Source organism: Methylobacterium organophilum (assembly GCF_022533465.1).
Classification (GTDB): Bacteria; Pseudomonadota; Alphaproteobacteria; order Rhizobiales; family Beijerinckiaceae; genus Methylobacterium; species Methylobacterium organophilum.
In genome coordinates, this window is sequence record NZ_CP092848.1 from 4920277 (window position 1) to 4947274 (window position 26998).

27 protein-coding genes are annotated in these 26998 nt (G+C 70.5%); 8 read left to right on the forward strand and 19 right to left on the reverse strand.

What is annotated here, in order from left to right; genetic code table 11:
• Window positions 1–9 precede the first annotated feature (9 nt).
• The 3 genes from MMB17_RS23245 to MMB17_RS23255 form a co-directional block, all read right to left on the reverse strand.
• Complete coding sequence (locus MMB17_RS23245; RefSeq protein ID WP_241100435.1) at window positions 10–444, reverse strand: PIN domain-containing protein; 435 nt, start codon at window positions 442–444, stop codon at window positions 10–12.
• Window positions 441–1049 carry a DUF433 domain-containing protein gene (locus MMB17_RS23250; RefSeq protein WP_241100436.1) on the reverse strand — a complete coding sequence of 203 codons (609 nt, stop codon included), beginning with the start codon at window positions 1047–1049 and terminating at the stop codon, window positions 441–443. Before MMB17_RS23250 ends, MMB17_RS23245 begins: the two co-directional genes overlap by 4 nt.
• Before the next feature lie 158 nt (window positions 1050–1207).
• Window positions 1208–3190, reverse strand: a complete 1983-nt coding sequence (locus MMB17_RS23255) for an acyl CoA:acetate/3-ketoacid CoA transferase (protein ID WP_238314745.1) — start codon at window positions 3188–3190, stop codon at window positions 1208–1210.
• 538 nt (window positions 3191–3728) lie between these two features.
• On the opposite strand from MMB17_RS23255, the gene MMB17_RS23260 reads away from it, so the two are divergent.
• On the forward strand, window positions 3729–5336 hold the full coding sequence (locus MMB17_RS23260; protein ID WP_241100437.1) for a hybrid sensor histidine kinase/response regulator: 1608 nt from the start codon (window positions 3729–3731) through the stop codon (window positions 5334–5336).
• 29 nt (window positions 5337–5365) lie between these two features.
• Here MMB17_RS23260 and MMB17_RS23265 read toward each other — a convergent pair whose 3' ends face one another.
• The 12 genes from MMB17_RS23265 to MMB17_RS23320 all read right to left on the reverse strand — a co-directional run bounded on the left by MMB17_RS23265 (window position 5366) and on the right by MMB17_RS23320 (window position 15906).
• Window positions 5366–5953: a PAS domain-containing protein gene (locus tag MMB17_RS23265; RefSeq protein WP_241100438.1), complete on the reverse strand. Its 588-nt coding sequence runs from the start codon at window positions 5951–5953 to the stop codon at window positions 5366–5368.
• Between the two features lie 230 nt (window positions 5954–6183).
• On the reverse strand, window positions 6184–6414 hold the full coding sequence (locus MMB17_RS23270; protein WP_238314738.1) for a DUF6894 family protein: 231 nt from the start codon (window positions 6412–6414) through the stop codon (window positions 6184–6186).
• Window positions 6415–6689: 275 nt separating this feature from the next.
• A complete protein-coding gene (tolB, locus tag MMB17_RS23275; protein WP_238314851.1) occupies window positions 6690–8030 on the reverse strand; it encodes a Tol-Pal system beta propeller repeat protein TolB in 1341 nt (446 codons plus the stop codon).
• A 54-nt stretch (window positions 8031–8084) separates the two neighbouring features.
• Window positions 8085–9368 (reverse strand): cell envelope integrity protein TolA, encoded by a 1284-nt coding sequence (gene tolA / locus MMB17_RS23280; protein WP_241100439.1) that lies wholly within the window; start codon window positions 9366–9368, stop codon window positions 8085–8087.
• 13 nt (window positions 9369–9381) lie between these two features.
• The gene (locus tag MMB17_RS23285; RefSeq protein WP_238314735.1) at window positions 9382–9831 is read right to left on the reverse strand and encodes an ExbD/TolR family protein; all 450 of its coding nucleotides are present in this window, start codon (window positions 9829–9831) and stop codon (window positions 9382–9384) included.
• A gap of 24 nt (window positions 9832–9855) precedes the next feature.
• Window positions 9856–10572 carry a protein TolQ gene (gene tolQ, locus MMB17_RS23290; protein ID WP_238314733.1) on the reverse strand — a complete coding sequence of 239 codons (717 nt, stop codon included), beginning with the start codon at window positions 10570–10572 and terminating at the stop codon, window positions 9856–9858.
• Window positions 10573–10744: 172 nt separating this feature from the next.
• Window positions 10745–11215, reverse strand: a complete 471-nt coding sequence (ybgC, locus tag MMB17_RS23295; RefSeq protein ID WP_241100440.1) for a tol-pal system-associated acyl-CoA thioesterase — start codon at window positions 11213–11215, stop codon at window positions 10745–10747.
• 187 nt (window positions 11216–11402) lie between these two features.
• Window positions 11403–12482, reverse strand: a complete 1080-nt coding sequence (gene ruvB / locus MMB17_RS23300; RefSeq protein ID WP_241100441.1) for a Holliday junction branch migration DNA helicase RuvB — start codon at window positions 12480–12482, stop codon at window positions 11403–11405.
• A 370-nt stretch (window positions 12483–12852) separates the two neighbouring features.
• The gene (bfr, locus tag MMB17_RS23305; protein ID WP_238314729.1) at window positions 12853–13350 is read right to left on the reverse strand and encodes a bacterioferritin; all 498 of its coding nucleotides are present in this window, start codon (window positions 13348–13350) and stop codon (window positions 12853–12855) included.
• A 49-nt stretch (window positions 13351–13399) separates the two neighbouring features.
• Window positions 13400–13675, reverse strand: coding sequence for a (2Fe-2S)-binding protein (locus MMB17_RS23310; protein ID WP_238314727.1), 276 nt, complete (start codon window positions 13673–13675; stop codon window positions 13400–13402).
• A gap of 251 nt (window positions 13676–13926) precedes the next feature.
• Entirely contained in the window at window positions 13927–14790 is an 864-nt protein-coding gene (locus MMB17_RS23315) for a universal stress protein (RefSeq protein ID WP_241100442.1), read from the reverse strand.
• A gap of 105 nt (window positions 14791–14895) precedes the next feature.
• Window positions 14896–15906 (reverse strand): acyltransferase family protein, encoded by a 1011-nt coding sequence (locus MMB17_RS23320; RefSeq protein ID WP_241100443.1) that lies wholly within the window; start codon window positions 15904–15906, stop codon window positions 14896–14898.
• A 15-nt stretch (window positions 15907–15921) separates the two neighbouring features.
• Here MMB17_RS23320 and MMB17_RS23325 point away from each other — a divergent pair, with 15 nt between their 5' ends.
• Window positions 15922–16140, forward strand: a complete 219-nt coding sequence (locus MMB17_RS23325; RefSeq protein ID WP_241100444.1) for a hypothetical protein — start codon at window positions 15922–15924, stop codon at window positions 16138–16140.
• 41 nt (window positions 16141–16181) lie between these two features.
• The gene (locus tag MMB17_RS23330) at window positions 16182–16892 is read left to right on the forward strand and encodes a DUF4142 domain-containing protein (RefSeq protein WP_241100445.1); all 711 of its coding nucleotides are present in this window, start codon (window positions 16182–16184) and stop codon (window positions 16890–16892) included.
• 142 nt (window positions 16893–17034) lie between these two features.
• On the opposite strand, the gene MMB17_RS23335 is transcribed toward MMB17_RS23330, so the two are convergent.
• From MMB17_RS23335 to MMB17_RS23345, 3 genes are read right to left on the reverse strand one after another with little or no spacing between them, the layout of a single operon-like run.
• A complete protein-coding gene (locus tag MMB17_RS23335) occupies window positions 17035–17721 on the reverse strand; it encodes a carbonic anhydrase (protein ID WP_238314720.1) in 687 nt (228 codons plus the stop codon).
• 47 nt (window positions 17722–17768) lie between these two features.
• Window positions 17769–18305: an NUDIX hydrolase gene (locus MMB17_RS23340; RefSeq protein WP_241100446.1), complete on the reverse strand. Its 537-nt coding sequence runs from the start codon at window positions 18303–18305 to the stop codon at window positions 17769–17771.
• Window positions 18306–18318: 13 nt separating this feature from the next.
• Entirely contained in the window at window positions 18319–19074 is a 756-nt protein-coding gene (locus MMB17_RS23345) for a DUF429 domain-containing protein (RefSeq protein ID WP_241100447.1), read from the reverse strand.
• A 93-nt stretch (window positions 19075–19167) separates the two neighbouring features.
• On the opposite strand from MMB17_RS23345, the gene dut reads away from it, so the two are divergent.
• The 5 genes from dut to MMB17_RS23370 all read left to right on the forward strand — a co-directional run bounded on the left by dut (window position 19168) and on the right by MMB17_RS23370 (window position 24823).
• On the forward strand, window positions 19168–19653 hold the full coding sequence (gene dut / locus MMB17_RS23350) for a dUTP diphosphatase (RefSeq protein WP_241100448.1): 486 nt from the start codon (window positions 19168–19170) through the stop codon (window positions 19651–19653).
• 131 nt (window positions 19654–19784) lie between these two features.
• Window positions 19785–20858, forward strand: coding sequence for an HD-GYP domain-containing protein (locus MMB17_RS23355; protein ID WP_241100449.1), 1074 nt, complete (start codon window positions 19785–19787; stop codon window positions 20856–20858).
• Window positions 20859–21060: 202 nt separating this feature from the next.
• A complete protein-coding gene (locus MMB17_RS23360; RefSeq protein ID WP_241100450.1) occupies window positions 21061–21957 on the forward strand; it encodes a glycosyltransferase family protein in 897 nt (298 codons plus the stop codon).
• Window positions 21954–22886, forward strand: coding sequence for a glycosyltransferase family 2 protein (locus MMB17_RS23365; RefSeq protein WP_241100451.1), 933 nt, complete (start codon window positions 21954–21956; stop codon window positions 22884–22886). Before MMB17_RS23360 ends, MMB17_RS23365 begins: the two co-directional genes overlap by 4 nt.
• Window positions 22887–23065: 179 nt before the next feature.
• A complete protein-coding gene (locus MMB17_RS23370; protein ID WP_420847299.1) occupies window positions 23066–24823 on the forward strand; it encodes a sensor histidine kinase in 1758 nt (585 codons plus the stop codon).
• Window positions 24824–24858: 35 nt separating this feature from the next.
• On the opposite strand, the gene MMB17_RS23375 is transcribed toward MMB17_RS23370, so the two are convergent.
• Window positions 24859–26907, reverse strand: coding sequence for an ATP-binding protein (locus MMB17_RS23375; RefSeq protein ID WP_241100453.1), 2049 nt, complete (start codon window positions 26905–26907; stop codon window positions 24859–24861).
• Window positions 26908–26998 lie beyond the last annotated feature (91 nt).

Sequence of the window (26998 nt, forward strand, 5' to 3'; positions counted from 1 at the left end):
AGGAAGCGGTCACGCGGGATAGAGCTTGGCGGGCCTTCGGCCGGGGTTGAGAACGGGCACGCCCAGACCCTGCACGTGCCGCCAATTGAGCGAGACCAGCGTCAGGCCGACGACGGAAGCGATGGCGACCTGACACTTGTCGTCGGCCCGCGACTGGTCCGGCACCAGGAGCGCCGCCCAATAGCGGGTGACGCGCGCATCGACCGGGAGGATCCGCCCGCGAAAAGCCGCGGCCATGCGCTCCACGTCGGCTGCGATGGCGGCGGCCTGGGGGGCTCCCGCCTGCCGGGCTTTTTCGGCGCCCTCCCAGCGCTCGCGCAGGGTGACGCCGCCGATGGCGAGGGCGTGGTCGTCCACCGAATCGAGCCAAGCCGTCACGGCGACGTTCGGCGGCGCTTTGCCGGCCTGGCTGACGACGTCCGTGTCGAGGAGATAGCGGATCATCCGCGGGACGGCAGGAAGGCCTCGTCGTCGGCGGCTCGCGCATTCCGTAGCGCCTTCTTGGCGGTGACGGTCGGATAGGGGCGCCCCGGCTTGGGATGGCTGTCCGCGTAGGCCTTGGCGGCGCGGAACTGTTCCTCCGTGAGCGAGGGATAGTCGCGCAGGATCTCGCCGAGGGACATGCCGTCGAAGAGAGCCGCAAGGCGGTAGGCCTCGATGGAGGTGCCCTTGACGACCGGTTCCCGCCCGCTCGCGTCGATCAGCGCGAGAAGCCGGTTCGTCTCGTCAATCCTGGAGCGGATCGAGCGGAGATAAGGGCCGAAATCGTAGCGGAGATCGCCCGCCTCCACGTCGCGCAGGGGGCTCTCAGGAGGCAGGTGGGCCAGAGCCTCGTAGACCTCGGCCTGCTTGAGGGGCGTGAGGTCACGCTTCAGGGTGTCCAGCGCCTGCAGGAACACCAGATCGTGCAGATCGAAGGCACGGATGCGCCGGCCGCCGCGCTCGACCATCTTCGGCCTGACGGGTGCCCGCTCGACGACTTTTTGAAGCACGGCCACCGGCTTCTCGACGATCAGGGCGGCTTGGGCGATGGTCCAGGTCTCAGGCATGCCGCGCTCCAACTCACCCCCAAGATTGGGGGATAGTTGGAGTGCGCGCAAGACATGCGAGTCCTCCGGTGCGCCCTCCCCTGCCCCGCTCCGGAACGGAAAGAGCCCCCGCCTGCGAGGGGCGAGGGCTCTTCCGGTCGGCAACGAGACCCGGCGTCTCAGGCCGCCGAGGCCACCGCCGGGGAGATCATCTTGCGGGCCTTCTTGTCCTCGTTGGTGCCGAGGAAGGCCTGGGCCTCCTCCTTGCGCTCGAAGACGTGGGGAGCGACGCCGCGGTTGGTCAGGGCCTCCTCCATCTTCAGGCGGAGGAAGGCGCTGGTCGCGTAGCGGGTGGTCGTCGCGTAGTAGTTCGCCTGGAGATACTGAACCATCCCGGCATAATCGTCGTAAAGGTTCTCGTTGAGCCGGAAGCCGTCGTGGTTGATCACGGCGTTGACCCGCTGGCCGGCCTTGCGGCAGGCCTCGACGATGGTCATGCGCAGCTCGTCCATGTCGCTCTTCACCCGGCAATACCAGCCTTCCAGGTTGATGAAGAGGATGTTGCGCTCCCCGTCGTAGCTGACGCGGGACTTCAGATCGAGGTTGAGCAGGTCGGAGATCAGGTCCATCGGCTCGTCGCGGAAGATGCGCGCATCCATCGGCACCGGGTTCCGCACGATCGGCTTGAAGTCCATATGGGCGAGGATGTCGCGCTCGATGTCGATGCCCGGCGCCACCTCGATCAACTCCAGCCCCTCCCGGGTGAGCTGGAAGACGCAGCGCTCGGTCACGTAGATCACCGGCTGCGAGCGCTCGACGGCGTAGGGCCCCGAGAAGGTGTTCTGCTGCACCTGGGTGACGAACTTGCGCGCCTTGCCCTCGGTGACGATCTTCACCTGCCCGTCCTGGACGGCGATCTCCAGGCCGCCCGCGGTGAAGGTGCCGGCGAAGACCACCGTGCGGGCGTTCTGCGAGATGTTGATGAAGCCGCCGCAGCCGTTCAGCTTGCCGCCGAACTTCGAGGTGTTGACGTTGCCGGCCTCGTCGCACTCGGCCATGCCGAGGCAGGTCATGTCGAGGCCGCCGCCGTCGTAGAAGTCGAACATCTGGTTCTGGTCGATGATGCAGTCGGCATTCGTCGCCGCGCCGAAGCTCGACCCCGAGGCCAGCACCCCGCCGACCGCCCCGGCCTCCGTGGTCAGGGTGATGTAGGGGGTGATCTTCTCCTCGTTGGCGACGGAGGAGATGCCCTCCGGCGCGCCGACGCCGAGATTGACCACGCCGTTCGGCGGCAGCTCGAAGGCGGCGCGGCGGGCGATGATCTTGCGCTCGTTGAGCGCCATCCGCTTGATGCCGGTGACCGGCACCCGGATCTCGCCGGCGAGGGCGGCGTCGTACATCACGCCGTAATTCATCCGGTGCATCTCCGGCTCGGCGACGACCACGCAGTCGACGAGGATGCCGGGAACGCGCACGTCCTTGGGCAGCAGGTAGCCGTCGTCGACGATGCGCTCGACCTGGGCGATGACGATGCCGCCGTTGTTGCGGGCGGCCATGGCCTGGGCGAGGCAGTCCAGCGTCAGCGCCTCCTTCTCGAAAGAGAGGTTGCCCGACGGGTCGGCGGAGGTGGCGCGGATGAAGGCCACGTCGATCTTGGTGGCGGTGTAGAACAGCCACTCCTCGCCATCGACCTCGACGAGCTTGACGATGTCCTCTTTCGTCACCTCGTTGACCTTGGCTCCGCCGTGGCGCGGGTCGACATAGGTCTTGAGGCCCACCTTCGAGAACAGGCCCGGCTGGCCGGCGGCGCAGGCGCGGTAGAGCTGGGAGATGACGCCCTGGGGCAGGTTGTAGCCGCGGATCTGGTTGTTCTGCGCGGCCTGGGCGACCTTGGGCATGCGCCCGAAATTGGCGGCGATGACCCGGGAGAGCAGCCCGTCATGGTGGAGGCGGCCGGTGCCGAGGCCTTTGCTGTCGCCCGCGCCGGCGGTCATGATGAGAGTCAGGCCCCGGGGGCTGCCGGTCTCGACGAAGCGCTTCTCCAGGGCGGCGTGCAAAGCCTCCGGGATGCAGCTCTGGACGAAGCCCGTCGTCGTGACGACGTCGTTCTCGCGGATGAGCGCGATCGCCTCGTCGGCCGTGATGACCTTGTTCTTCTTCATGGCTGCGTTTTCCTCCACCCGCCTCCGCTCGTCACAGGCCGTGCACGATGCACGTTTCGCCTGAGCGTCGGAAGTCGTGGTCGCCGACCGGGCCTCGGCCCGCAATCCCGAGTCCGCCTCTGCCTGTGACAAAGCGGGCGTGACGGTGACGCTTGGACAATGAATTCATGACTCAAAGCTCAGCGTCGCTCACAGGGAAGGCCCGAGCGTCGACCGTCTTGGAGCCCTACCATAAATCGAATTTTCCGCTCGCGAAGTCTTTTAAAGACAGGCTTGAAGAAAATTGGTCTGGCCGGCCAGGATGGTTCCGTAGCTGTGGATGGCCGGTCGGCGGAGGAACCGTTCCGCCTTCGGCGGATTGGGAGCAGCAGGCCTTTGCGGGCCTGCGCCGGCCGAGGCCGGCGGCACGGTCCGGTTTCCCGGAGGGTGCCGACTTGTCCCCGAGGCTCGCCTGCGTTCCTCTGAGCGTCGTTCCGGCCGGGGAACGGGCTCGGCGCGGTCCGCTGCGCGGCCGTCCCGAAGGCCGCGATCGCACCGCATGTCAGAGCCCCCGACCAGGATTCCCACCGTCACCGGAACCGGCCCCAAACCGCTGAAGGACAGGCACGCCGACATCTTCTTCGCCGCCGTCGAGACGACGCGGATGCCGATGATCGTCACCGATCCCTACCAGCCGGACAACCCGATCATCTTCGCCAACAACGCCTTCCTGCGCATGACCGGCTATACGGTCGAGGAGCTGGTCGGGCGCAATTGCCGGTTCCTGCAGGGGCCGGAGACGGACCAGGCCACGCTCGCGGAGGTCCGCCGCGCGATCCAGGCGCGCAAGGAGATCGCGACCGAGATCCTGAACTACCGCAAGGACGGCACCAGCTTCTGGAACGCCCTGTTCGTCAGCCCCGTCTACGACAAGAACGGCAACCTCGTTTACTTCTTCGGCTCCCAGCTCGACGTGTCCCGCCGCCGCGACGCCGAGGATGCGCTGCATCAGGCGCAGAAGATGGAGTCCCTGGGCCAGCTCACCGGGGGCATCGCCCACGACTTCAACAACCTGCTCCAGGTGATCGGCGGCTATGCCGACATCCTGACGGCGCTGGCCGCGAGCGAGCGCTACGATGTCGGCCGCCTCGCCCGCGCCGCCGACGCGATCCGCGGTGCGACGGACCGCGCCTCGAAGCTGACGCACCAGCTCCTCGCCTTCTCGCGCAAGCAGCGGCTGGAGGGCCGGGCGATCAACCTCAACGCCCTCGTCGAGAGCATGAGCGAGCTCGCCGGCCGCACGCTCGGCGACGATGTCGAGCTGCAGCGCGACCTCGCCGCGGATCTGTGGAACATCCGCCTCGACCCGACTCAGGCCGAGGTCGCCCTGCTCAACGTCCTGATCAATGCCCGGGACGCCATGCCCCATGGCGGCGTCGTCACCATCGCCACCCAGAACCTCGTCGTGGAGCACAGCGAGGAGGATCTGTTCCAGACGATCAATCCCGGCCGCTACGCGGTGATCTGCGTCACCGATACCGGCACCGGCATGCCGCCGGAGGTGCTCGCCCGGGTGATGGAGCCGTTCTTCACCACCAAGGAGGAGGGCAAGGGCACGGGCCTCGGCCTCGCCACCGTCTACGGATTCGCCAAGCAATCGGGCGGCGCGGTGCGCATCAGCTCCGAGGTCGGGCGCGGCACCCGCGTGCGGCTGCTCTTCCCGGCGACCGACAGCGAGGTGCAGCCGGACCAGCAGCCCGGGCCGCGGGCGAGCGACCGCAGCGGCACGGAAACGATCCTGATCGTGGACGACCGCGGCGAGGTGGCCGAGACGGCGCGGATGATCCTGGAGGATTTCGGCTACGCGATCCTGATGGCCAGGAATGCCCGCGAGGCGATCGCGGTTCTGGAGGGCGACCGGCGCGTCGACCTGCTGTTCTCCGACCTGATCATGCCCGGCGGCATGAACGGGGTGATGCTGGCCCGCGCCGCCCGCGAGCGGCATCCCCGCATCAAGGTGCTGCTGACGACGGGCTATGCGGAGGCGTCCCTGGAGCGGACCGATGCCGGCGGCAGCGAGTTCGAGCTGATCAACAAGCCCTATCGCCGCATGGATCTCGTCCGGCGCGTCCGCCGCGTCCTCGACGGCCCGACCGGGGTCACGTGAGCCGGCTGGGCGCGGCCCGACGGCGTCTCTCAATGGCTCTCGAAAGGCCCGCCCCGCCGGGCCAGTTCCTGGCCGCATTCCAGGAGGGCCATGTCGAGCAGCAGCCGGATGTGGGAGCGCGTCGCCCCATCCAGAAGCCCGCGGGCGGCCAGGCAATGGTCGATGATCCGGTGCAGCGGATCCGCGGCCTCGCCGCTCACCGGGGCAATCGCTTTCAGCGAGGTGCGGCACGCCGTGACGTCGATGAGGATTCCGCGGCCGCGCATGGAGCCGCCGCCGGGCTCCGGGGCGATATGGCCCCGGCTGAGGATCCGGCGGATGCCCCCATCGGCGCCGACGACGCGGTGCTCCACCACGATCGGCCCGCCGTCGCGGCCGACCTCCCGCATCTTCTGGAACAGCACCACCCGATCCGCGGGGTGCACGAGAGCCTTGGCGCGATCCACCGTGAGGGCCTGCTGTGCCAGGCCGGGGTCGCCGGCCAGGAGCTCGGCCGCGTTCCGATCGAGCAGCACGTGATTGTCCGGGACGGACCATTCCCATGTCCCGACCACCCCCGAGGCCTGAAGCGTGGTGCGCAGGGCTTCCAGTGATTCGCCGAGGCCGTCTTCCTTCATCAGCGCCGTCTCTCCCGCGATGCGAAGCCAGGGGTCGCAGGGGGTTTTACGAGAGGGCGCGGCTCGGAGTTCCAGAATCGGCTCCGTTTCGTGGGGACACCGGGGACCTGGCCTGCCGCGCGGTCGTGAGGCGGTGTGAAAAGGGCTTTACAGGCAGGCTGGTCGGAGGCGCCGCGCCGTCGGGCCGGCGCGCTCCGGAGGGTCGGGGATCGGATTCGGGAAACCGGAGATCACAGATCCTCGATCGAGCAGACCAGGCGCACCCGCAGCACCGTCTGGTCCGCCATATCGCGCACCGTCAGCACCAATGTCGGGAACGCGCCGCCCTGAGCGGCGTCGCTGGCGATCGCGGTAATGGCCTTGGCAGCCTCACGCCGGATGGCGTCCTGCCCATCGAGCTCGAGTCCTTCCTCGTCGCGGACGAAGACGCCGTCTTCGATGTCGAAAAAAAACCGGGGCATCCTGCCGTGAACCTATTCCTGACGACGGCGTAGGCAGATCTGCGATGCATCAGGATACGTCCCGACGCATCGCGGTTCTGCGCTCGCCGTGTCAACAAGATTGCACGACAGTCAACTTTTCTCCACGGCGCGTTCTGCGGAGGAACAAAATATGACGGCAAACGTGTCTTAAAAATCCTCTCGATGGCTTCGGCGGACAGGGAGAGTTTGGCAAAACCTCTCAGGCAAATACTTCTTTTTCCAATGTAAGGCTCGCCTGTGCCTGCCGCCCGGCCTCAGCGGCCGCCCAGCAGGGGCGACCAGGTCGGATCGGAGGCATAGGAGGGGGTCGGGATCGGCTGCTCCACACGACCGGTGATGTCGACCATGTAGAGCTTGCCGCCGCCCTGGCCGCCGGGATCGCGGAAGAACATCACGTACTGGCCGTTCGGCGCGAAGGTCGGGCTCTCGTTGTGGAAGCCCTCGGTGAGCACGCGCTCGCCCGAGCCGTCCGGCTTCATCACGCAGATGGCGAAGCCGCCCTTGCGCTGGCGGGTGAAGGCGATCAGGTCGCCCCGCGGCGACCAGGCCGGCTGGGAGGCCGAGCCCTCGCCGAAGGAGATGCGCCGGGCGTTCGAGCCGTCCGCGTTCATCACGTAGATCTGCTGCGAGCCGCCGCGGTCGGATTCGAACACGATCTGGCTGCCGTCCGGCGAGTAGGCGGGCGAGGTGTCGATCGCGAGCCCCTGGGTGATCGGGGTCTGCGCCTTCGAGGCGAGGTCCACGGTGACGATGTCGGCATTGCCGCCCTGCTGCACGCTGAGCACGAGGCGGCGGCCATCCGGCGAGAAGCGCGGGCTCGCGCTCATCGAGTTGAAATTGCCGACGACTTGGCGGCTGCCGGTCTCGAGGTCGATCATCTGGACCCGGGGCTGGTGGCCGGTGGCCTGGGCCATGAAGGCGATGTCCTGGCCGGCCGGAGAGTAGCGCGGGGCGACGATGGCGGTGTCGCCGCTCGTGAGCGCGCGCACGTTGGCGCCGTCCTGGTCCATCACCATCAGGCGCTTGCGGCGGTTCTCCTTGGGGCCGGATTCGTCGACGAAGGCGACGCGGCTGTCGAACCAGGGGCCGAGGCCGGTGATCTTGGTGTAGACCGCGTCGGAGATCAGGTGGCCGGTGCGCCGGGCATTGGCGGTGTCGGTGCCGTATTGCTGGCCGGTGATCTGCTGGCCGGAGGTCACGTCCCAGAGGCGGAACTCGACCTTGAGCCGCCCGCCGCCGTCGCGGCCGACCCGGCCGGTGACGAGGCCCTGCACGCCGGCCTCACGCCAGCGCTCGAAATTCGGTGCGGCGTCGAAATTCGGGTTCTCGGGGAAGCGGGCCTTCTCCAGCGGCGTGAAATAGCCCGAGCGGCGCAGGTTGTTCGTCACCACGCTGGAGACCAGGGAGCCGAGGCTCGGGTCGCCGGCGAAATCCGTGACGGCGATCGGCATCGGCTGGAAGGCGCCGCCGCCGATGCGCAACTGCAATTGCGCCCGCGCCGGGCTCGCCGCGCCGAAGATCGCGAGCGCGACGGCGAGGAAGAGGCCTGCCAGCGGCGCGAGGAGGCGCCGCACCTGCGCATTCGGACGGTGCATGGTCGTCATGGTCTGTTCCGGCTTTTCAGGATTCGAGGGAAGGCGCACCGGCGGTCATGTCGCCGAGAACTCGAACTCCGCGTTGATGGCCTTCCAGTCATTGTAATACGGCGCGTACTGGGCCGGGATCTTGTAGGGCGCGCAGCGCCTCACCGCCCGGAGCGCCGCCTGCGCGATCGACTGGTCGACCGCGCTCTGGCCCGCCCGCATCACCCGCGGCTCGGTGGTGAGCGAGCCGTCCGGGTTCAGCTTGATGTCGAGCATCGGCAGGATCACCCCCTGCGTCGCCCCCGGCGGGGCCGAGTAGCAGCGCTCGATCTGCTGCTGGAGCATGCCGACCAGGGCATCGCGCAGCGACGGGGACAGCTTCTGGGAGGCCCCCGTGGCGGTGCCGAGGGAGGCCGTGCGCTGCACCTCGCGGCCGGTCGCGCCTGTCGATTGCGAGGGCGCCTTCGAGGCGAGCAGCTGCTTGATGTCGCCGGCATTGAACTTGTCGGCGAGCTCGGCCTGCTTGCGGGCCTTGGCCTCGGCTTCCGCCTTGGCTTTCGCCTCGGCCACGGCCTTGGCCTTCGCTTTGGCCGCGGCGTCCGCCTTCGCCTTGGCGTCGGCTTCCGCCTTGGCCTTGGCTTCCGCGAGCTGCTTCTGGTGCTCGGCTTCCGCCTTGGCCTTCTCCGCCTCGGCCTTGGCCTTCGCGTCGGCCTCCGCCTTCGCCTTGGCGGCCTCGGCCTTCGCCTTGTCCGCCTTGGCCTTGGCGGCTGCCTTGGCCGCGGCTTCCGCCTCCTCGCGCTCGATCAGCTTCTGAAGCTCTTCGCGCTTCTCGGCCTCGGCCGCGGCTTTCTCGGCGGCCGCCTTTTCCGCAGCCGCCTTGTCCGCCGCGGCCTTGGCCTTCGCAGCCTTGGCGGCTTCCGCCTTCTCGGCCTCGGCCTTGGCGGCGGCCGCCTTGGCCGCGGCGGCGGCTTCGGCTTCCTTGGCCGGATCGGGCGTGTCGGAGCGCAGGGGAATCTCGTCGACGGCGGCGAGCTTCATGTCCGCCGGCCGGGTCGGCGGCGCGGGCGCGTCGACCTTGGCGTTCTCGGGCTCGCGGTCCTCGACCTTCTCGGCGACGCGGTCGGCCTTGTTGGGCTTCTCCTGCGGCTTCTCGGCATTGCGCTCGCCGCGGGTCAGCTCCGAGAACTGATTCTCGGTGATGACCTCGACGGGCACGCCCTCGTCCGCATCGGGCAGGGCCGGCGCGGCCACCGCAAAGAGCGCGGCGCCGAGCAGCAGCGCATGCGCGCCCGCCGAGATCCAGACGCCCGGCTCCTTGCGCTCGAAGCGGAGGGGGATGCGGAGAGCCACGGCGGCCGCGCCCTCAGTTCTGTTCGGGCTCGGTGACGAGGGCGACCTTCTTGAAGCCCCCGCCGGTCACGATCGCCATCACCTGGGCGACGCGACCGTAATCGACCCGCTTGTCGCCGCGCACGAAGACGCGCTCCTCGGTGCCGGACTTCGAGGTCTGCAGGAGCTGGGGCACGATGTCGTCGTCCTTCAGCTCGACCTCGCCGAGGAAGATCTGGCCGGACTGGCGGATCGAGAGCGTGATCGGCTTCACGTCCGAATTGAGCGGGCTCGCCTTCGATTGCGGCAGGTCGAGGGGCACGCCGACCGTCATCATCGGGGCGGCGACCATGAACACGATCAGGAGCACGAGCACGACGTCGATGAACGGCGTCATGTTGATCTCGTTGATGGCGCCGTGGCCGCGCCGTCCGCGGCGGCGACGCTTGGCGCCGCCCTGCGCGGCGCCGTGGGTCATGGCCATGGGGCTGCCTTCCTTGGCTGGCGGTCAGGCGGCGAGCGAGAGGCGCTCGTCGATCTGGCGGGACAGGATGGCCGAGAACTCGTCGGCGAAGCCCTCGAGCCGCGACTGCGACTTGGCCACGGAGGCCTGGAGCTTGTTGTAGGCCAGCACCGCGGGAATGGCCGCGAACAGGCCGATGGCGGTGGCGAAGAGCGCCTCCGCGATGCCGGGGGCGACCACCGCGAGGGAGGTGTTCTTGGAGGCCGCGATCGAGGTGAAGGCGGTCATGATGCCCCAGACCGTGCCGAACAGGCCGATATAGGGGCCGGCCGAGCCGATCGAGGCCAGGAACAGCAGCTTCGAATCGAGCCGCTCGACCTCGCGCTGGATCGTCACGTCGAGCACCTTGTCGATGCGCTGGGACAGGGACTGGATCTGCCGGCCCGAGCCCTCGAAGGAGCGCTTCCACTCGCGCATCGCCGCCACGAACAGGGCGGCCAGCCCGGTGGCCGGGCGGTCGTTGAAGGAGCGGTAGAGCTCCTCGAGGGAGCGGCCGGACCAGAACGCGTCCTCGAACGCGTCCATCTCGGCCTCGGTGCGGCGGAACAGCAGCGTCTTGTCGACGATGATCGTCCAGCACCAGATGGAGGCGCCGAGCAGGCCCACCATCACGATCTTCACGACGAAATGCGCCTGCAGGAACAGGCCGAGCAGGCTCATGTCCACGACGGGCGCGGCCTGCATGGCGTCGGCTGGATTCATCGGTCGCGATCCTCACACACCAAGGCCGGCCGTCGCGGCTTGTCGCAACCCGCGCTCCGATCCGGATCCTTGAGCGATATCAAAGGGGAATCGCTTCGGATTCTGTCGAAAGTAAGGGTCGCTGCGGGCGCTCGGACGGCACGCGCACGAGGAGTTTAAGCGCGCGACAGGGTTAAGGATCGGTTGCCATGCTGCGCTGCGGCGGCGTGAGCGCCCGGCGCAGGCCCTCGGGAAGGCGAATCGCCCGGCCCTCCCGCACGCAGGCGACCACGACCTCGGCGGCGACCAGGGTCTCCCCGTCCCGGCGGACCTCCTGCGCGAGTCGCATCGAGGCCCCGCGCAATTCGCTCGACCAGGTCACCACGTCGAGCACGTCGTCCATGCGGGCGGGCTTGAGGAAGTCGAGGGTCATCCGGCGCACGACGAAGACGAGCCCGTCCGCCTCCCGGTGCATCTCGGACTGGTCGCCGGCCAGCGCCCGCAGCAGCTCCGTGCGGCCCCGCTCCATGAAGCGCAGGTAGCTCGCGTGGTAGACGAAGCCCGAGAAGTCGGTGTCCTCGTAATAGACGCGGATGGCGAGGCGGTGCCTGCCCTCGCTCAGGCGGCCGTCGAGATTCGGTCCGGTCACGTTCGTTGCGTCCACGCGCGCTCCCTTGCGCTGGGTCCAAGTAGCCAGGGCCGGTTGGCGGTCAACGCCCGGGCGGGATCACGGCCGCCGTAGAAGATGCCGAGGATGGTCAGCCGATCCCGAGCGACCGTGAAGGCCACGCTCCCGCAGCGCGCTCAGCCCCTCCCGCTTGAGCGCGCGACGAAACGGCAGCCGGGTCCCGTCAGGCATCCGGCTCCTCGCCCGAGAACAGCCCGAACTGCGCCCGCGGATCGCGCTTGGGCTCGGCGAAGCCCATGTGGCGGAAGGCGTGGGGGGTGAGGACGCGGCCGCGGGGGGTGCGCTGCACGAAGCCCTTCTGGATCAGATAGGGCTCGATGATGTCCTCGATGGCGTCGCGGGGCTCCGACAGGGCGGCGGCGATGGTCTCGATGCCGACGGGGCCGCCGCCGAAGGAGGTCGCGATCATCGTCAGGTACTTGCGGTCCATCACGTCGAGGCCGACGGGGTCCACGTCGAGCATCTGCAGCGCCCGGTCGGCGATGGCGCGGGTCACCGTGTCCGCCTCCTCGACGATGGCGAAGTCGCGCACCCGGCGCAGCAGGCGGCCGGCGATGCGCGGGGTGCCGCGGGCGCGCTTGGCGATCTCGTTGGCCCCCTCCTCCGACATGGACAGGCCGAGCACCCGCGCGCCCCGGCGCACGATCAGCTCCAATTCGTCGATGTCGTAGAATTCGAGCCGGATCGGGATGCCGAAGCGGTCGCGCAGGGGCGTGGTGAGAAGGCCCGCCCGGGTGGTGGCGCCGACGAGGGTGAATTTCGGCAGCTCGATCTTCACCGAGCGCGCCGCCGGCCCCTCGCCGATGATCAGATCGAGCTGGTAATCCTCCATCGCCGGATAGAGGATTTCCTCCACCGCGGGGTTGAGGCGGTGGATCTCGTCGATGAAGAGCACGTCGCGCTCGTCCAGGTTGGTGAGCTGCGCGGCGAGGTCCCCGGCCTTGGCGATGACCGGGCCGGAGGTGGAGCGGAAATTCACGCCTAGTTCGCGGGCGACGATCTGCGCCAGGGTGGTCTTGCCCAGCCCCGGCGGCCCGACGAAGAGCACGTGGTCGAGGGCCTGGCCGGTCTTCTTGGCCGCCTCGATGAAGATCTGCATGTTCGCCCGCGCCGCCCGCTGGCCGATGAACTCGGCGAGCGAGAGCGGTCGGATCGACTGGTCGATGTCGTCCGCACGCTCCTCGGGGGCGAGGAGCGGGTTGGAAGCGGGCCGTGGTTCGGGCTTGCGCCGGGACTTGCTCAAGGGTGTGCTCGGGGGCTGGCTCGGGTGTCGGGGCGCCCCTCTGGCGCCGACGGCCGTCCTGGACGCCAAGGACGGCGGCTCCCGTCCGTGTCGCATACCGGCGCCCTTCGCGCTACACTTCCCCACGGGCGGCATCCGGCCGCCCTGCCCATGCGAGGCCTTCGATGACCGGCGACACGTTGCGCGCTGGATCTCGGGCCTGGACAGGCCCGACATCATGCTGGAACCGACGACGCTCGCGGCGACGCTTCGGCCTGCGCGACATCGATCGCTACGTCGTCACGCAAGAGGCCGGACGAACGAAATCCCCGGCTCCTTGAACGTGCCGGGAGGCGACATCCCTCCCGGCAGATGGATCGACCGGGGCCGATCAGTCCTTCTCGGGGGCGATCTGCTCCAGGCCGCCGATGTGGCGCTGGGAATAGAGCGGCAGGCCGATCTTGCCGATCAGGTCGAGCTGCGTCTCGAGGAAGTCGATATGGCCTTCCTCGTCCTCGGCCAGGTGCTCGAACAGGTTCTTGGAGACGCGGTCGTTGATCGACTCGCAGTACTGGGCGGCTTCGAGATAGAGGGCGCGGGCCTCGTTCTCGGCCGCGAGATCGCACTCGATGATCTCCTGGACGTTCTGGCCGATGCGCAGCGGATCGAGCTCCTGGAGATTGGGGAAGCCTTCGAGGAACAGGATCCGGTCGATGAACCGGTCGGCGTGGTTCATCTCCTCGATGGATTCCTTGCGCCAGAACTTGGCGAGATCCACGTAGCCCCAGTCGTTCAGCATGCGGAAATGGAGCCAGTACTGGCTCACGGCCGTCAGCTCGCTGCGCAGGCCGCGATTGAGATATTCGACGACCTTCACATCGCCCTTCATACGCCACTCTCCTTAGAAGTCGGGATCGCGGCGTTGCAGACGATCCGAATCAGGCCGCGACATCCTCGGGTGTAGTTTGGAATTGGACCAAACTGCAACCGGATTCGCAACCCGTTCCGCAGGTTGCATGGCCCGCGCCGGCGCTTGCCGCCTCCGCGAGGGCGCGCTGCATGATCCCGCGGATGGTGCGGGCGCAGCGTCCGCATTTCGCGCTGCAACCCAAGCAGGCATAGACCTGGGCGGGTGTGCGGGGGCATCCGGGCCCGGGCTGGAGGCAGCCACGGACCTGTCCATCGGAGAGCACGTTACAGGAACAGACGATCATGCGGCGTTCACGAACTCGTCTCATGGCGCGAAGCGGCGTTCTGCACGCCGCTCCGGAGGCCGGCCTGGCAGCTCAAAGCGATTCCGTTCCGGGAAGCCCCCGAGGCGGCAAGGAGTTGCGCCTCTAGATTAGAACGATTAAAAAACTTCAAGCTTTTCAGCAATTTAGAGGGCTTCGCGGCCTCTGGCAACTGCGGCAATCGCGCCGTATCCACAGGGTCGGCAGGCCGGATGCCGGGGTCCTGCGCGGGATCAATGGGCCATCAGAACGGGGATCCGCGCCTCGGCCAGGATATGGGCGGTCGGGCCGCCGAAGATCATCTGGCGCAGGCGGCTCTGGGTGTACGCGCCCTTGATGAGCAGGTCGCAGCCATAGGAAGCGGCCTCGTCGAGGAAGAGCTCCCCCGGGGTGCGACGGCCCGCCGGCAGGGCACGGTGATCCGCCTCGATGCCCTCGCAGACGAGGGAGCGGGCGACATCCTCGGCGCTCGGCCCCGGCACCATGCCGCCCTCCGCGCTGAGCACGAGGACCCGCCGGGCGCGGCGCAGGAACGGCAGGGCGAAGGCGAGCGCGCGGGCGGTCTCGGTCGAGCCGTTCCAGGCCAGCACGATCGCCTCGCCGAGGGTCGTGGGCGCGGTCGGCGGCGCGAGCAGGATCGGCCGGCCGCTCTCGAACAGGGCGGTCTCGAAGGTGGTCATGCGCGGCGAGCGGTCGTCGTTGCCCGGCCGGCCGACCACGGTCGCCGAGAACAGGCGGGCATATTGCCCGAGGAAGGCGTCGCCCGGCGGCACGTCCGGGCGCCAGCGGAAGCGGGCACCGGCCTCGACGGCAGCCCGCGGGGCGCAGGACGTGCCGACATCGCGCCGGGGCAGGCCCGCGGCTTCCATATGGGCGATGAAGCGGCTGCCCGCCGTCTCCGCCTCGGCGCGGTCGGCCTCCTCGTCCCGCAGCCAGGTCATGCCGCCGACCATGTCGACGGGTACGTATTCGGCGAGTGCCGGGCGCAGGGCCACGCCTTCGATCAGGCTGCCGAAGCGCCGGGCCACCAGCAGGGCGGTGTCGAACACGGAGGGCAGCGCGTCGTGCAGGGCCACCGGGACGAGCAGGGTCTTCATGGCGGAACGCTCCCGTCTGGCGCGGTCCCGGGAAGGGAAGCGCGCACTCTCGGGCCGAAGCTAAATCCGTTCCGCGGCGCGGTGAACTCGCCGCTCGCCTTGTCATCAGGATTTCGGAGGCTCGGTTTCCGGTCGCGGGTCGAGCCTCCGCCGGGCCAGGGCCGTCAGCGGGCGCTCGATCAGGAGATGGACGGCGATCGCCGCGGGCAGCGTCGCGGCGACCATCAGGACGAGGGCGTCCCAGGGTCCGAGCGCCCCGGCGAGGCCGAGCCGCAGCAGGAACTCGCGGGTGAGGCGCAGGGCGAAGGGGTGGACCAGGTAGAGGGCGTAGGAGGCGTCCCCCAAGAGCGCCGCGACCCGGATGCCGAGCGACGGCCCGCCCTCTCCCCCACGCCGGCGCCCGAGGGCAGCGGCGGCGACCAGCAGCGCCGCCGGGCCGCCCCAGAGGATCGGCCGGGCCGCGTCCGAGGGATCGCCCGCGAGCGCGAGCAGGACGAGGCCGGCGAGGGCGAGCGCCCAGCGCGCGGGATCGGGCAGCCGCAGGCCCCGCGTGCGGATCAGAGCCAGGGCCATGCCGAACACGAATTCGAGCACGATCGGGTTCGCCCAGAAGGCGAGGGGCATGGGCAGGCGGCCCGGGAGCAGGGCCGCCCCGACGAGGAGCCCAAGGATCAGCACGGTGAATCCCGCCGCCGCGGCCCGGCTCCGCCCGAGCCCGAGGGCGAAGAGTGCGTAGAACAGCATCTCGTATTCGAGCGTCCAGCCGAGTCCGTAGAGCGGCAGAACCGTGCCGTCGGGGCGGGCGACCGGCCAGAACAGGAACGAGCCGATCAGAATGGCGGGGTCGCGCGCGCTGCCGCCGCCCTCCCCGCTCAAGGCGCCGGGCAGGGCCAGGGCGAGGCCGAGATAGAGGGCGGTGACGAGCCAGTAGAGCGGCACCAGCCGGGCGACGCGGTGGGCGAGGAAGCGCGCCCGCCCGCCCCGCGTCCCGTAGAGCGGCCCGGCGGCGTGGACGATGATGAAGCCGGAGATCACGAAGAAGATGTCGACCCCGGCCGGCCAGGGCAGGAGCCCGCTCGGCGTGAAGGCGGCGCCGGTGCGCGCGGCTGTGAGCATCGCCTCGTGCTGGGCATGATGCACGACGACGAGCAGGGCCGCGAAGGCGCGCAGCACCTGGACAAGCCAGAGTTTGCCAGAATTGCCTGCGAAAAAGCCAAGCTTCCTCGAACTCATTTGAAGCTCAGGCACGTCATCGCATGGATGGAGAAAGATGGAGGAACCTTCGCCGGAACGCGTCGTTGTCGGGCTGAAGTCATCTTCGTCGCCTCGACCGGTAGAGCCGGTGCGTGAGGCGACTTCGTGTGTCGATCATCCCCAAACAGAGGCTTCTGATGCTGAAGAATATCGTATCTGCGTCGGCGCTCGTCGCGATCATGGCGACCCCGGCCCTGGCCCAGAGCTCGGGCGATTTCCGCCTGGATGCGCTGCAATCCAACGCCTACGAGATCCAGGCCAGCCAGATCGCGCTGCAGAAGACCCGCAACCCGGCCGTGCGCGCCTATGCCCGCGAGGCCCTGCGCGACCATCGCGCCGCCAACGTCGCCCTGGTCGGCGGCGACCGCAACTACGCCGCGGCCCAGGCGGCTGGCCCGGGCGATCTCGTCGGCGGCCTCGTCCAGGCGCCGCTCGCGGTGGCCGGCGGTGCGGTCGGTGCCGCGACCGGCGCGGCGGCGGGGGCCGTCGGCGGCACGCTGCAGAACGGCCCGCTCGGCGCCGTCGAGGGGGCGACCACCGGCGCGGCGCGCGGCGCCCGCACCGGCGCTGCGGTGACGGACATCGACACCACCGCCGGCACCACGGTGGTGCAGCCGAGCCCGCAGCAGCAGCAGATGCTCGCCGAGCTGGCCGCGACCCCGGCCGGCCCGCGCTTCGACCGGGCCTATGGCCGCCAGCAGGTCCAGGCCCATCAGATGACCATCAGCATGTACCAGTCCTACGCCCAGGGCGGCCCGAACCCGGCCCTGCGCAACTACGCCCAGCAGGCTCTGCCGGTGCTCCAGGAGCACTATGCGGAGGCTCAGCGCCTTCCGGGCGCCCGCTGAGCGCATCGACCAAGATTGATGAAGAGACGGCGGGCCGAGGGACCCGCCGTCTTTTTTCTTTCCATCATGTCCGGTGGGCCGATCCGGAGGCGCATCGGCCCCTCACCCGCGCGGCGTGAGGGGCTTGCCGCGTCGGAGGATTTCAGGCGTCGCCGCAGTTGATGAGGGCGGAGGGCTTCAGGCTGCGCCCGTCCCGCTCCACCACCGACTGGAAGTCGCCGGTCTTGGGATCGAGGATGCGCAGCTCGCCCGTGGCCACGCCGAAATGCGCGCCGTGCAGCGAGAGCGCCCCCTGCTCGACGGCCTCCTTCACGAAGCCGAAGGTCATCAGGTTCTCGAGGCTCTGCTTGATCGAGGCGTATTCGAGCCGGGTCAGGTAACCCTCCTTCTCGACGCTGTCGCCGGTCGCGGCGAGCTTGTTCGAGGCGGGCTCGACCAGGGAGACCCACTTGCCGATGAAGTTGCCCGGCGAGAGGGGCGAGGCGGAATCCGCATAGGCCTTGATGCCGCCGCAGCTCGCATGGCCCAGCACGACGATGTGCTTCACCTTGAGCGCCTGCACCGCGAATTCGAGGGCCGAGGAGGTGCCGTGATAGCCGCCGTCGCTCTCGTAGGGAGGCACGATGTTGGCCACGTTGCGGATCGTGAAGATCTCGCCCGGACCGACGTCGAAGATCACCTCGGGGGCCACGCGGCTGTCGCAGCAGCCGATCAGCAGCACCTCGGGCGACTGCCCCTTCTTCGCCAGCGTCTCGAAGCGCTCCCGCTCCCGCGGAAGGCGTTCGCCGAGAAAGCTGCGATAGCCTTCCGTCAGCACCTCAGGAAACATACATCACCTCCTACGCGCCGTTGCGGGCGCCATGTTCAGTCCGGGGCCTAACGCCAGCCCAGCGTGACAGGCTGCCCGGGGATGTCGCCTGCGACGAGCTGACGCGCCAGGTCCGCGAGGCCCGCCGGCTCGATCCGCTCGGCGGAGGCCGCCAGGTCGTCGAGCGTCCACCAGCGGGTGCCGCGCACGGGATTGTCCTCGGTCTCCGCCAGCCGGCTCGTGTCGATCCGGTCGTCGGGCAGGCGGACCAGGAAATAGCGCTCGAACGCGAAACGGGGCGTCTTGAACAGGCGAAAGGGCCCGTCGCAGGTGGCGACCAGGGGGCCGATCGGCGCCTCGGCGACGCCGATCTCCTCCGAGAGCTCGCGCCGGCAGGCCTCTTCATGCGTCTCCCCGGCCTCCAGGCCGCCGCCGGGCATGAACCAGAAGCTCTTGAGGTCCGGCCGGGCCGGATCGATCGGGCGCACCGATTCGTACTCGATGAGCAGCAGGCGGTCGGCGGGGTCGAACACCAGGGCGCGGGCGATGTCCCGCCGCGGCAGGGACGCGTCGGGCAGAGAGGGATCGGTCGGCGTCGTCGTCATGGCGGGGGCCTTATCAGGTTCCGCAGGCCGCGTCCGCAACCGCACCGCGTCGCGCCGGCGCCCAGATCACGACGGGCAGGCCGTGGGAATCGTGCTCCTGTTCCGGCGGCAGGCGGGTGGCGCGGCCCTCGGCGATGTCGCGGGCGACGACCAGGCCGGCCAGGGCGTCGAGATGGTCGTCCCGCCCGATCCCCGGCGGTGGCGCCGAGGCGACCAGCGCCTTCGGCAGGCCGGCCTCGCGCAGCAGGCCGCGCCGCTGTTCCGCTCCCTCCGCCCGCTTCTTGGAGGCGGCGAGCGCCCGGTCGCCGTTGAGGCGGAAGAAGGCCACCTCCGGATGGACCTCGTAGAGGCGGGCGCGCAGCTCCGGCCGCGCCCGCAGCAGCGCATCGACCGTGCGGATATAGGGCAGGATGTTCCAGCACTGGATCGAGAAGGCCCGCGGCGGGTCCGAGGCGAGCCGGGCGAGGCGCTTGGCCTCCTCGTAGCTGCCGGCCTCGACCGCCGACCGCGGCGGGACGGGGAACACGCTGGAGCGGCTCTTCCCGAGCAGGAGGCGCGCGGCCCGGTCCGCGGAGCGCCCGGAGGCGGTGCGCGCGGGCAGGCCGATCGGCACGTCGATCCCGACGACAATCGGCGCCTCGGCCCCGTCCAAGACCTCGGCCACCTGCGCGAACCGGGCGACGCGGAAACGCTCCGGCGCATCGAGATCGAGGAGCACCCCGGCCCAGGCGCCGCGGCATCCGTCGAGTCCCGCGATCCAGCGGGCCATGGCCCTCTCCTCCCACGGGTTCGTCTTGTCCGTCTCGGGCGCGAAAGGTTATCGGCGCTGTCCAGGGCCTGTCCAATGGAGCCGAGCTGCCTGATGCGCGTCGCGATCCGCCTCCTCGATCCGCGCCTGCCCGGCTGGGGCTTTCCCCGGTGGGGCAGCGCCGGCTCGGCCGGGCTCGACCTGCATGCCTGCCTCGACGCGCCGGTCACGCTCGCGCCCCAGGGCCCTCCCCTCCTTATCCCGGCAGGGATCTCGCTGCGCATCCGCGATCCGGACTGGTGCGGCCTCGTCTTCCCGCGCTCCGGCCTCGGCCACCGCGAGGGCCTCGTCCTCGGCAACGGCACGGGCGTCATCGACGCCGATTACGAGGGACCGCTGATGATCTCCGCCTGGAACCGCAATCCGGCCCCCGGCCCCGATGCGGTGGACCGCGGCATCGTGGTCGCGCCGGGGGACCGGATCGCCCAGCTCGTCCTCACCCGGATCGTGCGGCCGGAGATCGAGTGGCTGGAGGCGGACGCGGGCTCCGTCGACGACGGTGCCCGGGGGGCGGGCGGCTTCGGCTCGACCGGGCGCTGAGGACCCGCTCCCGCGCGCGAGCGCGGGTGGCGCGGGAGACGACGTCGCGCATCCTTAGTGGCCGGTTAACGGCTTTGCTTCACTCTGAGCGGCCGTGATCGGCGGGCGGGCCGGTGCGGAGCGGGGGCGCGATGTCGAGCGGCATGACCGAGGAGGACGGGGCTCCCGTCGTGGCCGTGGTGGCGTCCCAGCTGCCGGCCCAGATCGTGCAGGCCCTGCGCGGCCTCGATGGCTCGATCCGGCTCTTCACCGACATCGCCGCCGCACGGGCCGAGATCGGTGGCGGGGCCTTCGATCTCGTCGTGATCGAGCAGGACCGCCCCTCCTTCGACGGCTGCGGCCTGATCCGGGCGCTGCGCGCCACCGAGACCTGCGCCCGGATGCCGATCCTGTTCGTGGCCTCGACGGGCGATCCGCGGGCGCTGCGGCGCTCGGCGCTGGAAGCCGGCGCCACCGACATCCTCGTCGCCTCCGCCGACATCCTCGATCTGCAGATCCGCCTGCGCAACCTCATCGCCCTCTCGCTCGCCCGCCGGGAGAACGAGCGGCAGGCCCGCGCCATGCACCGCACCGTCGAGCGGGCCGTGGCCGAAGCGTCGGCCCGCGAGCGCGAGATCATCCGCCGCCTGATGCTCGCCGCCGAGTTCCGCGACGACCAGGCCGGGGACCACCTCACCCGCGTCGCCGGCTGCGTCATCGCCATCGCCGAGGGCCTGGGCCTCTCCGAGGCCGAGGCCAACGACATCGCGCTGGCCTCGACGATGCACGACATCGGCAAGATCGGCATCCCCGACACCATCCTCCTCAAGCCCGGCCCGCTCACCGATGCGGAGCGGCAGGAGATGCAGCAGCATGCCCTGCGCGGCTTCCGGATGCTGAACGACAGCCCCTCGCGGCTGCTCCAACTCGCCGCCGAGATCGCCCTCACCCATCACGAGCGCTGGGACGGCAAGGGCTATCCCCAGGGGCTGTCCGGCACGGAGATTCCCCTCGCCGGCCGTATCATCGCCGTGGCCGACGTGTTCGATGCCCTCACCTCCGCCCGGGTCTACAAGCCCGCCTGGCCTCTGGAGAAGGCGCGCGACCACCTGAAGGCCCAGGCGGGCACGCATTTCGACCCCGATTGCGTCGCCGCCTTCCTGTCGCGCTGGGACGACATCGTTTGCCTCATGGAAGAGCGCCCCGCCGCGGCCTGCGCCGCCTGAACCGTGTCCTCGCCGGGCACGTCACCGTGGAATACGGGCAATTTGTGGGAAATTCTCACACTTCCGCCTTGATCGCCGGGCTGTGTGAAGGGGCTGGCTGCCCGTGCTACCCCGCGGCCGGACCGGGGGAGACCCGCCGCAAGGCGCGGATCGCTCCTCCCCGACCGCGATGTCACCCCAGGGCCGAGACGCGACCGACGCCATGATCCTCTCCGACACCGCGGTGGCCGTGGTGCTGTTTCGGCCGAGCGAGGCCCAGACCGACCGGATCGCCGAGCGGTTCGCCGGCCAGGTGCCGGGCGTGTTCGTCTTCGACAACGGCGGCACGTCCGAAGAGACGATCGACCGCCTGCTGTCGGTCCCCGGCCTGCGCTATCTCGCCCAGGGCGGCAATGTCGGCATCGCTGCCGCCCTGAACGCGGTGGTGGCGGCGGCGCGGGAGGCTGGCTTCCGCTACCTGCTGCTGCTCGACCAGGATGCCGATGCCGGCATCGAGACCCTGAAGGGCCTCCGGGCCGCGATGCTGCGCCTCGCGCTCCGGCCCGATCCCGTCGCCGTGGTCGGCCCGGCCCCCGCCCCGACCCGGGAGAGCAAGGCGCCGCACTACCCGGCCCGGCCGGGCGTGGCGGCTCTGGGGCCTCTGCAGCCGGTGGAGTTCCTGGCGACTTCCGGCTCCCTCCTCGATCTCGCCGTGTTCGACCTCGTCGGGGCGTTCCGGGCCGACTACTTCATCGACGCCGTCGAGCTCGAATGGTGCTTCCGGGCCTGGGCGCGGGGCCTGACCTGCTGGATGGACACGGAGACGGTGATCGCCCACAGCGTGGGGCGCGGCGTGATCCGCGGGCGCCTCCTGCCCGTGGCGATGCCGCGCCAGGTGCCCTTCCGGATGGCGACCTACGTGCGCAACACCGTGTATGGCTGGCGCCTGGCCCATATCCCGGGCCGCTGGAAGCGCCGGCAGATGCTCTACCTGCCCGTCCAGATCTGGCTCTACTGGGCCGACAGCCGCTTTCGCCCCGCCATCCTCGCCCGTCTGGTCGCCGCGGCGTTCCAGGGCCTCGCGGGCCGCCTCGGCCGGCCCGCGGACGCGCCGCCGTGACGCCCCCCTCCCTCGACGTCGTCATCGTCAACTGGAACGCGGGCCCCCAGCTCGCGGCCTGCCTGGCGAGCCTCGCCGCGAGCCGGGAGGCCTCCGCCCTCAAGGTCATCGTCGTCGACAACGCCTCGAGCGACGGCTCCGTCGACGGGCTCGACGTGCCGGGCCTCGCCCTCTCCGTGATCCGCAACCGGGAGAACCGGGGCTTCGCCGCCGCCTGCAACCAGGGTGCGGCGGCGGGGCGGGCCGAGGCGATCCTGTTCCTGAACCCCGACACGATGGTCGCACCGGACAGCCTCGTGTGTGCCCGCGCCGCCCTGTTCGCCGGGTCCGCGACGGGGGTCGTCGGCGCCCGCCTGGTCGACGAGGCGGGGCGGACGCAGCGGACCTGCGCGCGCACCCCCACCGGTATCGGGCTGGTGGCGCAGACCCTGTTCCTCGACCGCCTCGGGCTGGCCGGATCGCATTTCATGCGGGACTGGGACCACGAGAGCCCGCGCGCCGTCGATGCGGTGATGGGGGCCTTCCTGATGATCCGCCGCCCGCTCTTCGAGAAGCTCGGCGGCTTCGACGAACGCTTCTTCGTTTATTGGGAGGACGCGGATCTGTGCACCCGCGTCGGGCGGGCGGGCTTCGCCCTGCGCCACGTGGCGGAGGCGGAGGTGCGCCATCGCGGCCAGGGCACTACCGAGGCGGTGAAGGACCGCCGGCTGTTCTATTTCCTGCGCGCGCAGGCCCTCTACGCGGCCAAGCATCACGGGCCGGCCGTGGCGCTCGCCGTGCTCGCCGCGGCGATCCTCGGCCAGATCCCGATCCGGCTCGCCCGGGCTCTCCTGAAACGCGCGCCGGAGGATCTCGGCGCGGTGCTGCGGGCCGAGCTGATGCTGCTGCAGGCGCTGCCCGGGCTGCTCCCCCGCCTGTTCCGGGCCTGAGGACGGGCGGCGACGGATCGCCGCCCCCCGCGCCCGCCCCTCCGGGAGGCGGCCGAAGGAGGGGTGGATCGGAGAAATCGTGGCCGGAGAAAGCCTTGCCGTCTTGCGCGCTCGCGTCCATGGTGCCGCCCGCCTGCGCGGGGCACGTGGGTCCTTCCGTCGGACGGGGTTGTCGAGGTTTGGAGCACGGAGCGGACCACGGTCCGAGAGCGGCAGCGGGGTTGGCCGCGCCGTCTGCGCATGCGGCCGCCTTCGCGGGGGCACCCATCGGCCTCGCCGTGGTGACGGCGGATGGCGCAACCCTTCGCGACGCCAATCCCCAGCTCTGCAGCCTGCTCGGCTATTCGCCCGGAGCGCTCGCCGGCCGTCCCTTCGCGGAGATCTTCGGCGCGCAGGATCCCCTGCCCCGCTCCGGCATCCGGCGCTGCCGGCGGGCGGACGGGGGCGCGATCGACCTGCGCCTGCGGGTGTCGCAAGCGGGGCCGGGTGCGGAGATCGTGCTGGTGGCCGAGGCGGTCGATCCCGACGAACTCGTGCATTCCGAGCAGAACCGCGAGGCGCTGGTGGCGGCGGGCCTCGGGGAATGGCGCTGGGACGCCGCGAACGGCACCTTCGCCCTGTCCCGCCGGGCCGCCCAGATCTTCGGCTATCCCCCTGGACACTCCGTCGACGGCGAGACCCTGCGCGACCGCATCCTGCTGGAGGATCGCGAGCGCGTCCGGGCGGAGATCGCCGCGGCGACCCGGGAGCGCCGGCCCTACCGCATCGAGACCCGCTTCCGCCGGGGCGGCGACGACAGCGTGATCTGGATCGGCGTGCGCGGCCAGGCGATCTTCTCCGCCGAGGACAGCCTCACCGGCATGGTCGGGGTGGTGCAGGACCTCTCGACCCGGATGGAGGTGCAGGATGCCCTGCGCGCCCGCGAGCAGCGCCTGCGCGTCGCGACCTCGCTCGCGGCCCTCGGCATCTTCGAATGGCATCTCCTCGACGACCGGGCGATCTGGGAGAACGACCGGATGTTCGAGATCTTCGGCCGCTCGCCGGACGAGGGAGCCGTGGGCAAGGTCGAGTTCCTGTCGTCGATCCTGCATCCGGAGGATCGCAAGCCGTTCCGGCAGGCGATCTCCCGGGCGCTGCGGGAGGATGCGATCCTCTACGCCTCGGGCCGGGTGCGCCGGGGCGGCGACGGCCATTGGCGGCATATCGAGATGGCCGGCCGCTTCGAGCGCGACGCGCCCGACCGGCTGCCGCGCCGGCTGATCGGCGTCGTCGCCGACGTGACCGAGCGCAAGCTCGCCGAGGAACGCCAGACGCTGCTGATCCGCGAACTGCACCACCGGGTGAAGAACACCCTCGCCACCGTGCAGGCCATCGTCGGCTCGACGGCGCGCACCGCGACCAGCATCGAGAGCTTCTACGAGGCCTTCGTCGGCCGCATCAAATCCCTGGCGCACACCCATTCGGTGCTGACCGAGGACACCTGGCAGACCGCGAGCCTCAATGGCCTCCTGGAGAACGAGCTGCGGCCCTATGCGGAGAGCGCGGGGGCGGGATTGCCGGACACACGGGTGAGCCTCGACGGGCCGCCGGTGGACCTGCCCTCCGAGATCGCCGTGCCGATCGGCATGGCGATCCACGAACTCACCACCAATGCCGTGAAATACGGGGCGCTCTCGACGCCCGCGGGCCGGGTGGCGGTGCGCTGGTCGCTCGCCGAAGGCGGGCCGGCAGGCACCCTCCTGTTCGAGTGGAGCGAGAGCGGCGGCCCGAAAGTCGCCCCGCCCTCCCGCCAGGGCTTCGGCTCGCGCCTGCTGCAGCGGGTGCTGACCGCCCAGGTCCAGGCGGAGATCGAGACCACCTACGAGCCCCAGGGCTTCCGCCTCTCGATGCGCGCGCCGCTGCCCGCCCGCAACGCCGCCCTGAACCCGCTGGTCTGAGGCGCCCCCGCCCGATCGGGGCGGGCGGCGATCTCTCAGGCTGCCACCTGCCGCCGTTCGAGCAGGGCCGGCAGCGCCCGCAGGTTGAGCGGCTTGGCCATGAAGCCGTCGAAGCCCGCCGCCATCGCGGCCATCTCGTCCTCGCGGGCAGCATTGGCCGTGAGCGCCACGAGGTGGAGCGGGGGGGTGGTTTGGGTGGCTTCGCGGGTGCGGATGCGGCGGGCGGTTTCGAGGCCGTCGAGGCCGGGCATGCGGATATCGATGAGGGCGAGGTCGAAGGGCTCCGAAGCCGCCGCGAGGCAGGCCAGAGCCTCGGCGCCGTCCCGGGCCAGGGTCACCTGCGCCCCGAGCCGCTCCAGGGCCTTGCTGGCGAGCAGGGCGTTGATGGGATTGTCCTCGGCGAGCAGCACCCGCCGCCCCGCCCCGACCTGGGACCCCGCCGCCGGCGCGGCGGGGCCGGCCGCCTTGCGCGCCTCGCCGGAGGCGGGGCCGGGCTCGAGCAGGCGGTCGAACAGGGAGCGGGCGCGGACCGGCTTGATCAGGTAGCTGTCGAAGCCCGACGCCCCCGGCGCCCCGAATTCCCGCCGGTCGAAGGGCGAGAGCAGGATCAGGCTGCAGCGCACCGCGCAGCGGGTCGCCTGGGCGGCGAGGTCGCGCACCGGCGCGTCGCCGAGGCGCCGGTCGGCGATCAGGGCGTCGAAGCGGGCGCTCTCCAGGGCGGCGAGGCCGGTGGCCGCGTCCGGCACCACCGTGGCCGAGGCGCCGGCCCGGGTGAGCCGGCGGGCCAGGAACGGCGCCTGATAGGGCGAATCGGCCACGATCAGCACCCTGCGCCCGGCCAGGCTCGGATCCGGCGCGGCCCCGGCCGGGGCCTCCTCGGCCGGGGCCAGCGGCAGCAGCACCCGGAAGGTCGAGCCGCGCCCGAGGCGGGAGGTGGCCTCGATCCGCCCGTTCATGCGCTCCACCAGCCGCTTGGTGATGGCGAGGCCGAGGCCGGTGCCCTCGTGGCTGCGGCTGGCGCTGCCGTCGCCCTGCTCGAATTCCTCGAACAGGACCGGGATCCGCTCCTCCGGGATGCCGGGCCCGGTATCCTCGATGGTGAGCACGATCCCGCTCGCGCCCGAGGCGAGGCTGACCCCGACGCCGCCGCTCTGGGTGAACTTGATGGCGTTGCCGGCGAGGTTGACCAGGATCTGGCGCACGCGGTCGGCATCGCCGACATGTAGCACCGCGGCCGCGTCGGCGAGGTCGAGGGCGATCTCCAGCCCCTTGTCCTGGGCCCGGGGCGCCAGCAGCTCGACCACGCCCTCGGCGAGCGCGGCGGCGTCGAAGGGTTCGGCGGCGAGGTCGAGCCGGCCCGCCTCGATGCGCGAGAAGTCGAGGATGCCGTCGACGAGGCCGAGCAGGGCCTTGCCGCTGGTGCGCACCGCCTCGACATAGGTGCGCTGCTCCGGGTCGAGCCCGGTCTCCAGCACGAGGTCGGCCATGCCGAGGATGCCGTTGAGCGGCGTGCGGAATTCGTGGCTGACGGTGGCGAGGAAGCGCGACTTGGCGACGTTGGCGCTCTCCGCCTTGCTCTTGGCCTCGTCGAGGGAGCGCACCGCCTCCACCCGCTCGGTCACGTCGTAGCCCGCCCGCAGGCGGTGCCGGGTGCCGTCCGGGCCGTGCACCGGCATCTCGATGAAGACGAACCAGCGCGGCACCCCGTCGACCGGCACGACGCGCTCCTCCACCTGCCGCACCCCGTCGGGGCGCAGGGTGACGGGGCCGTGCTCCAGCACTTCGAGGTCGGCCGTGGAGCCGATCAGCGCCAGGGGCTCCTGTCCGATCAGCGCGGCGAAGCTGTCGCTCGCGAAGGTGATGCGCCCCTGGGCGTCCCGCTGCACCACGGCCTGGGTCGTGGCCTCGACCAGGGCGCGGTAGCGCTCCTCGCTCTCGGTGAGGCGGGCGAGCCGGCCCTGGAGCACGTCCGCGTTGTCGGCGTGCAGGTCGAAGGGCCCGCGCCGGCGCAGAAGGAGGGCCAGGCCGAACACGAAGGCGATCACCGCGACGCTGAGGACCGCCACCACTCCCTCGAGGCTCATCCGGGATCTCCGCCGGCCCGTCGCGGGCCTGTCCCTCTCCCTTCCCAGCTTCGCATGAAGGGCAGCTTGAGAAAGAGGCTCAAGGAAGCGT

Coding starts and splice junctions, on each gene's coding strand:
- MMB17_RS23245 (WP_241100435.1), bottom strand. CDS start 444: ATGATCCGCTATCTCCTCGACACGGACGTCGTCAGCCAGGCCGGCAAA.
- MMB17_RS23250 (WP_241100436.1), bottom strand. CDS start 1,049: ATGCCTGAGACCTGGACCATCGCCCAAGCCGCCCTGATCGTCGAGAAG.
- MMB17_RS23255 (WP_238314745.1), bottom strand. CDS start 3,190: ATGAAGAAGAACAAGGTCATCACGGCCGACGAGGCGATCGCGCTCATC.
- MMB17_RS23260 (WP_241100437.1), top strand. CDS start 3,729: ATGTCAGAGCCCCCGACCAGGATTCCCACCGTCACCGGAACCGGCCCC.
- MMB17_RS23265 (WP_241100438.1), bottom strand. CDS start 5,953: ATGAAGGAAGACGGCCTCGGCGAATCACTGGAAGCCCTGCGCACCACG.
- MMB17_RS23270 (WP_238314738.1), bottom strand. CDS start 6,414: ATGCCCCGGTTTTTTTTCGACATCGAAGACGGCGTCTTCGTCCGCGAC.
- tolB (WP_238314851.1), bottom strand. CDS start 8,030: ATGCACCGTCCGAATGCGCAGGTGCGGCGCCTCCTCGCGCCGCTGGCA.
- MMB17_RS23285 (WP_238314735.1), bottom strand. CDS start 9,831: ATGGCCATGACCCACGGCGCCGCGCAGGGCGGCGCCAAGCGTCGCCGC.
- tolQ (WP_238314733.1), bottom strand. CDS start 10,572: ATGAATCCAGCCGACGCCATGCAGGCCGCGCCCGTCGTGGACATGAGC.
- bfr (WP_238314729.1), bottom strand. CDS start 13,350: ATGAAGGGCGATGTGAAGGTCGTCGAATATCTCAATCGCGGCCTGCGC.
- MMB17_RS23310 (WP_238314727.1), bottom strand. CDS start 13,675: ATGATCGTCTGTTCCTGTAACGTGCTCTCCGATGGACAGGTCCGTGGC.
- MMB17_RS23315 (WP_241100442.1), bottom strand. CDS start 14,790: ATGAAGACCCTGCTCGTCCCGGTGGCCCTGCACGACGCGCTGCCCTCC.
- MMB17_RS23320 (WP_241100443.1), bottom strand. CDS start 15,906: ATGCTCACAGCCGCGCGCACCGGCGCCGCCTTCACGCCGAGCGGGCTC.
- MMB17_RS23325 (WP_241100444.1), top strand. CDS start 15,922: ATGATGCACGACGACGAGCAGGGCCGCGAAGGCGCGCAGCACCTGGAC.
- MMB17_RS23330 (WP_241100445.1), top strand. CDS start 16,182: ATGCTGAAGAATATCGTATCTGCGTCGGCGCTCGTCGCGATCATGGCG.
- MMB17_RS23335 (WP_238314720.1), bottom strand. CDS start 17,721: ATGTTTCCTGAGGTGCTGACGGAAGGCTATCGCAGCTTTCTCGGCGAA.
- MMB17_RS23340 (WP_241100446.1), bottom strand. CDS start 18,305: ATGACGACGACGCCGACCGATCCCTCTCTGCCCGACGCGTCCCTGCCG.
- MMB17_RS23345 (WP_241100447.1), bottom strand. CDS start 19,074: ATGGCCCGCTGGATCGCGGGACTCGACGGATGCCGCGGCGCCTGGGCC.
- dut (WP_241100448.1), top strand. CDS start 19,168: ATGCGCGTCGCGATCCGCCTCCTCGATCCGCGCCTGCCCGGCTGGGGC.
- MMB17_RS23355 (WP_241100449.1), top strand. CDS start 19,785: ATGTCGAGCGGCATGACCGAGGAGGACGGGGCTCCCGTCGTGGCCGTG.
- MMB17_RS23360 (WP_241100450.1), top strand. CDS start 21,061: ATGATCCTCTCCGACACCGCGGTGGCCGTGGTGCTGTTTCGGCCGAGC.
- MMB17_RS23375 (WP_241100453.1), bottom strand. CDS start 26,907: ATGAGCCTCGAGGGAGTGGTGGCGGTCCTCAGCGTCGCGGTGATCGCC.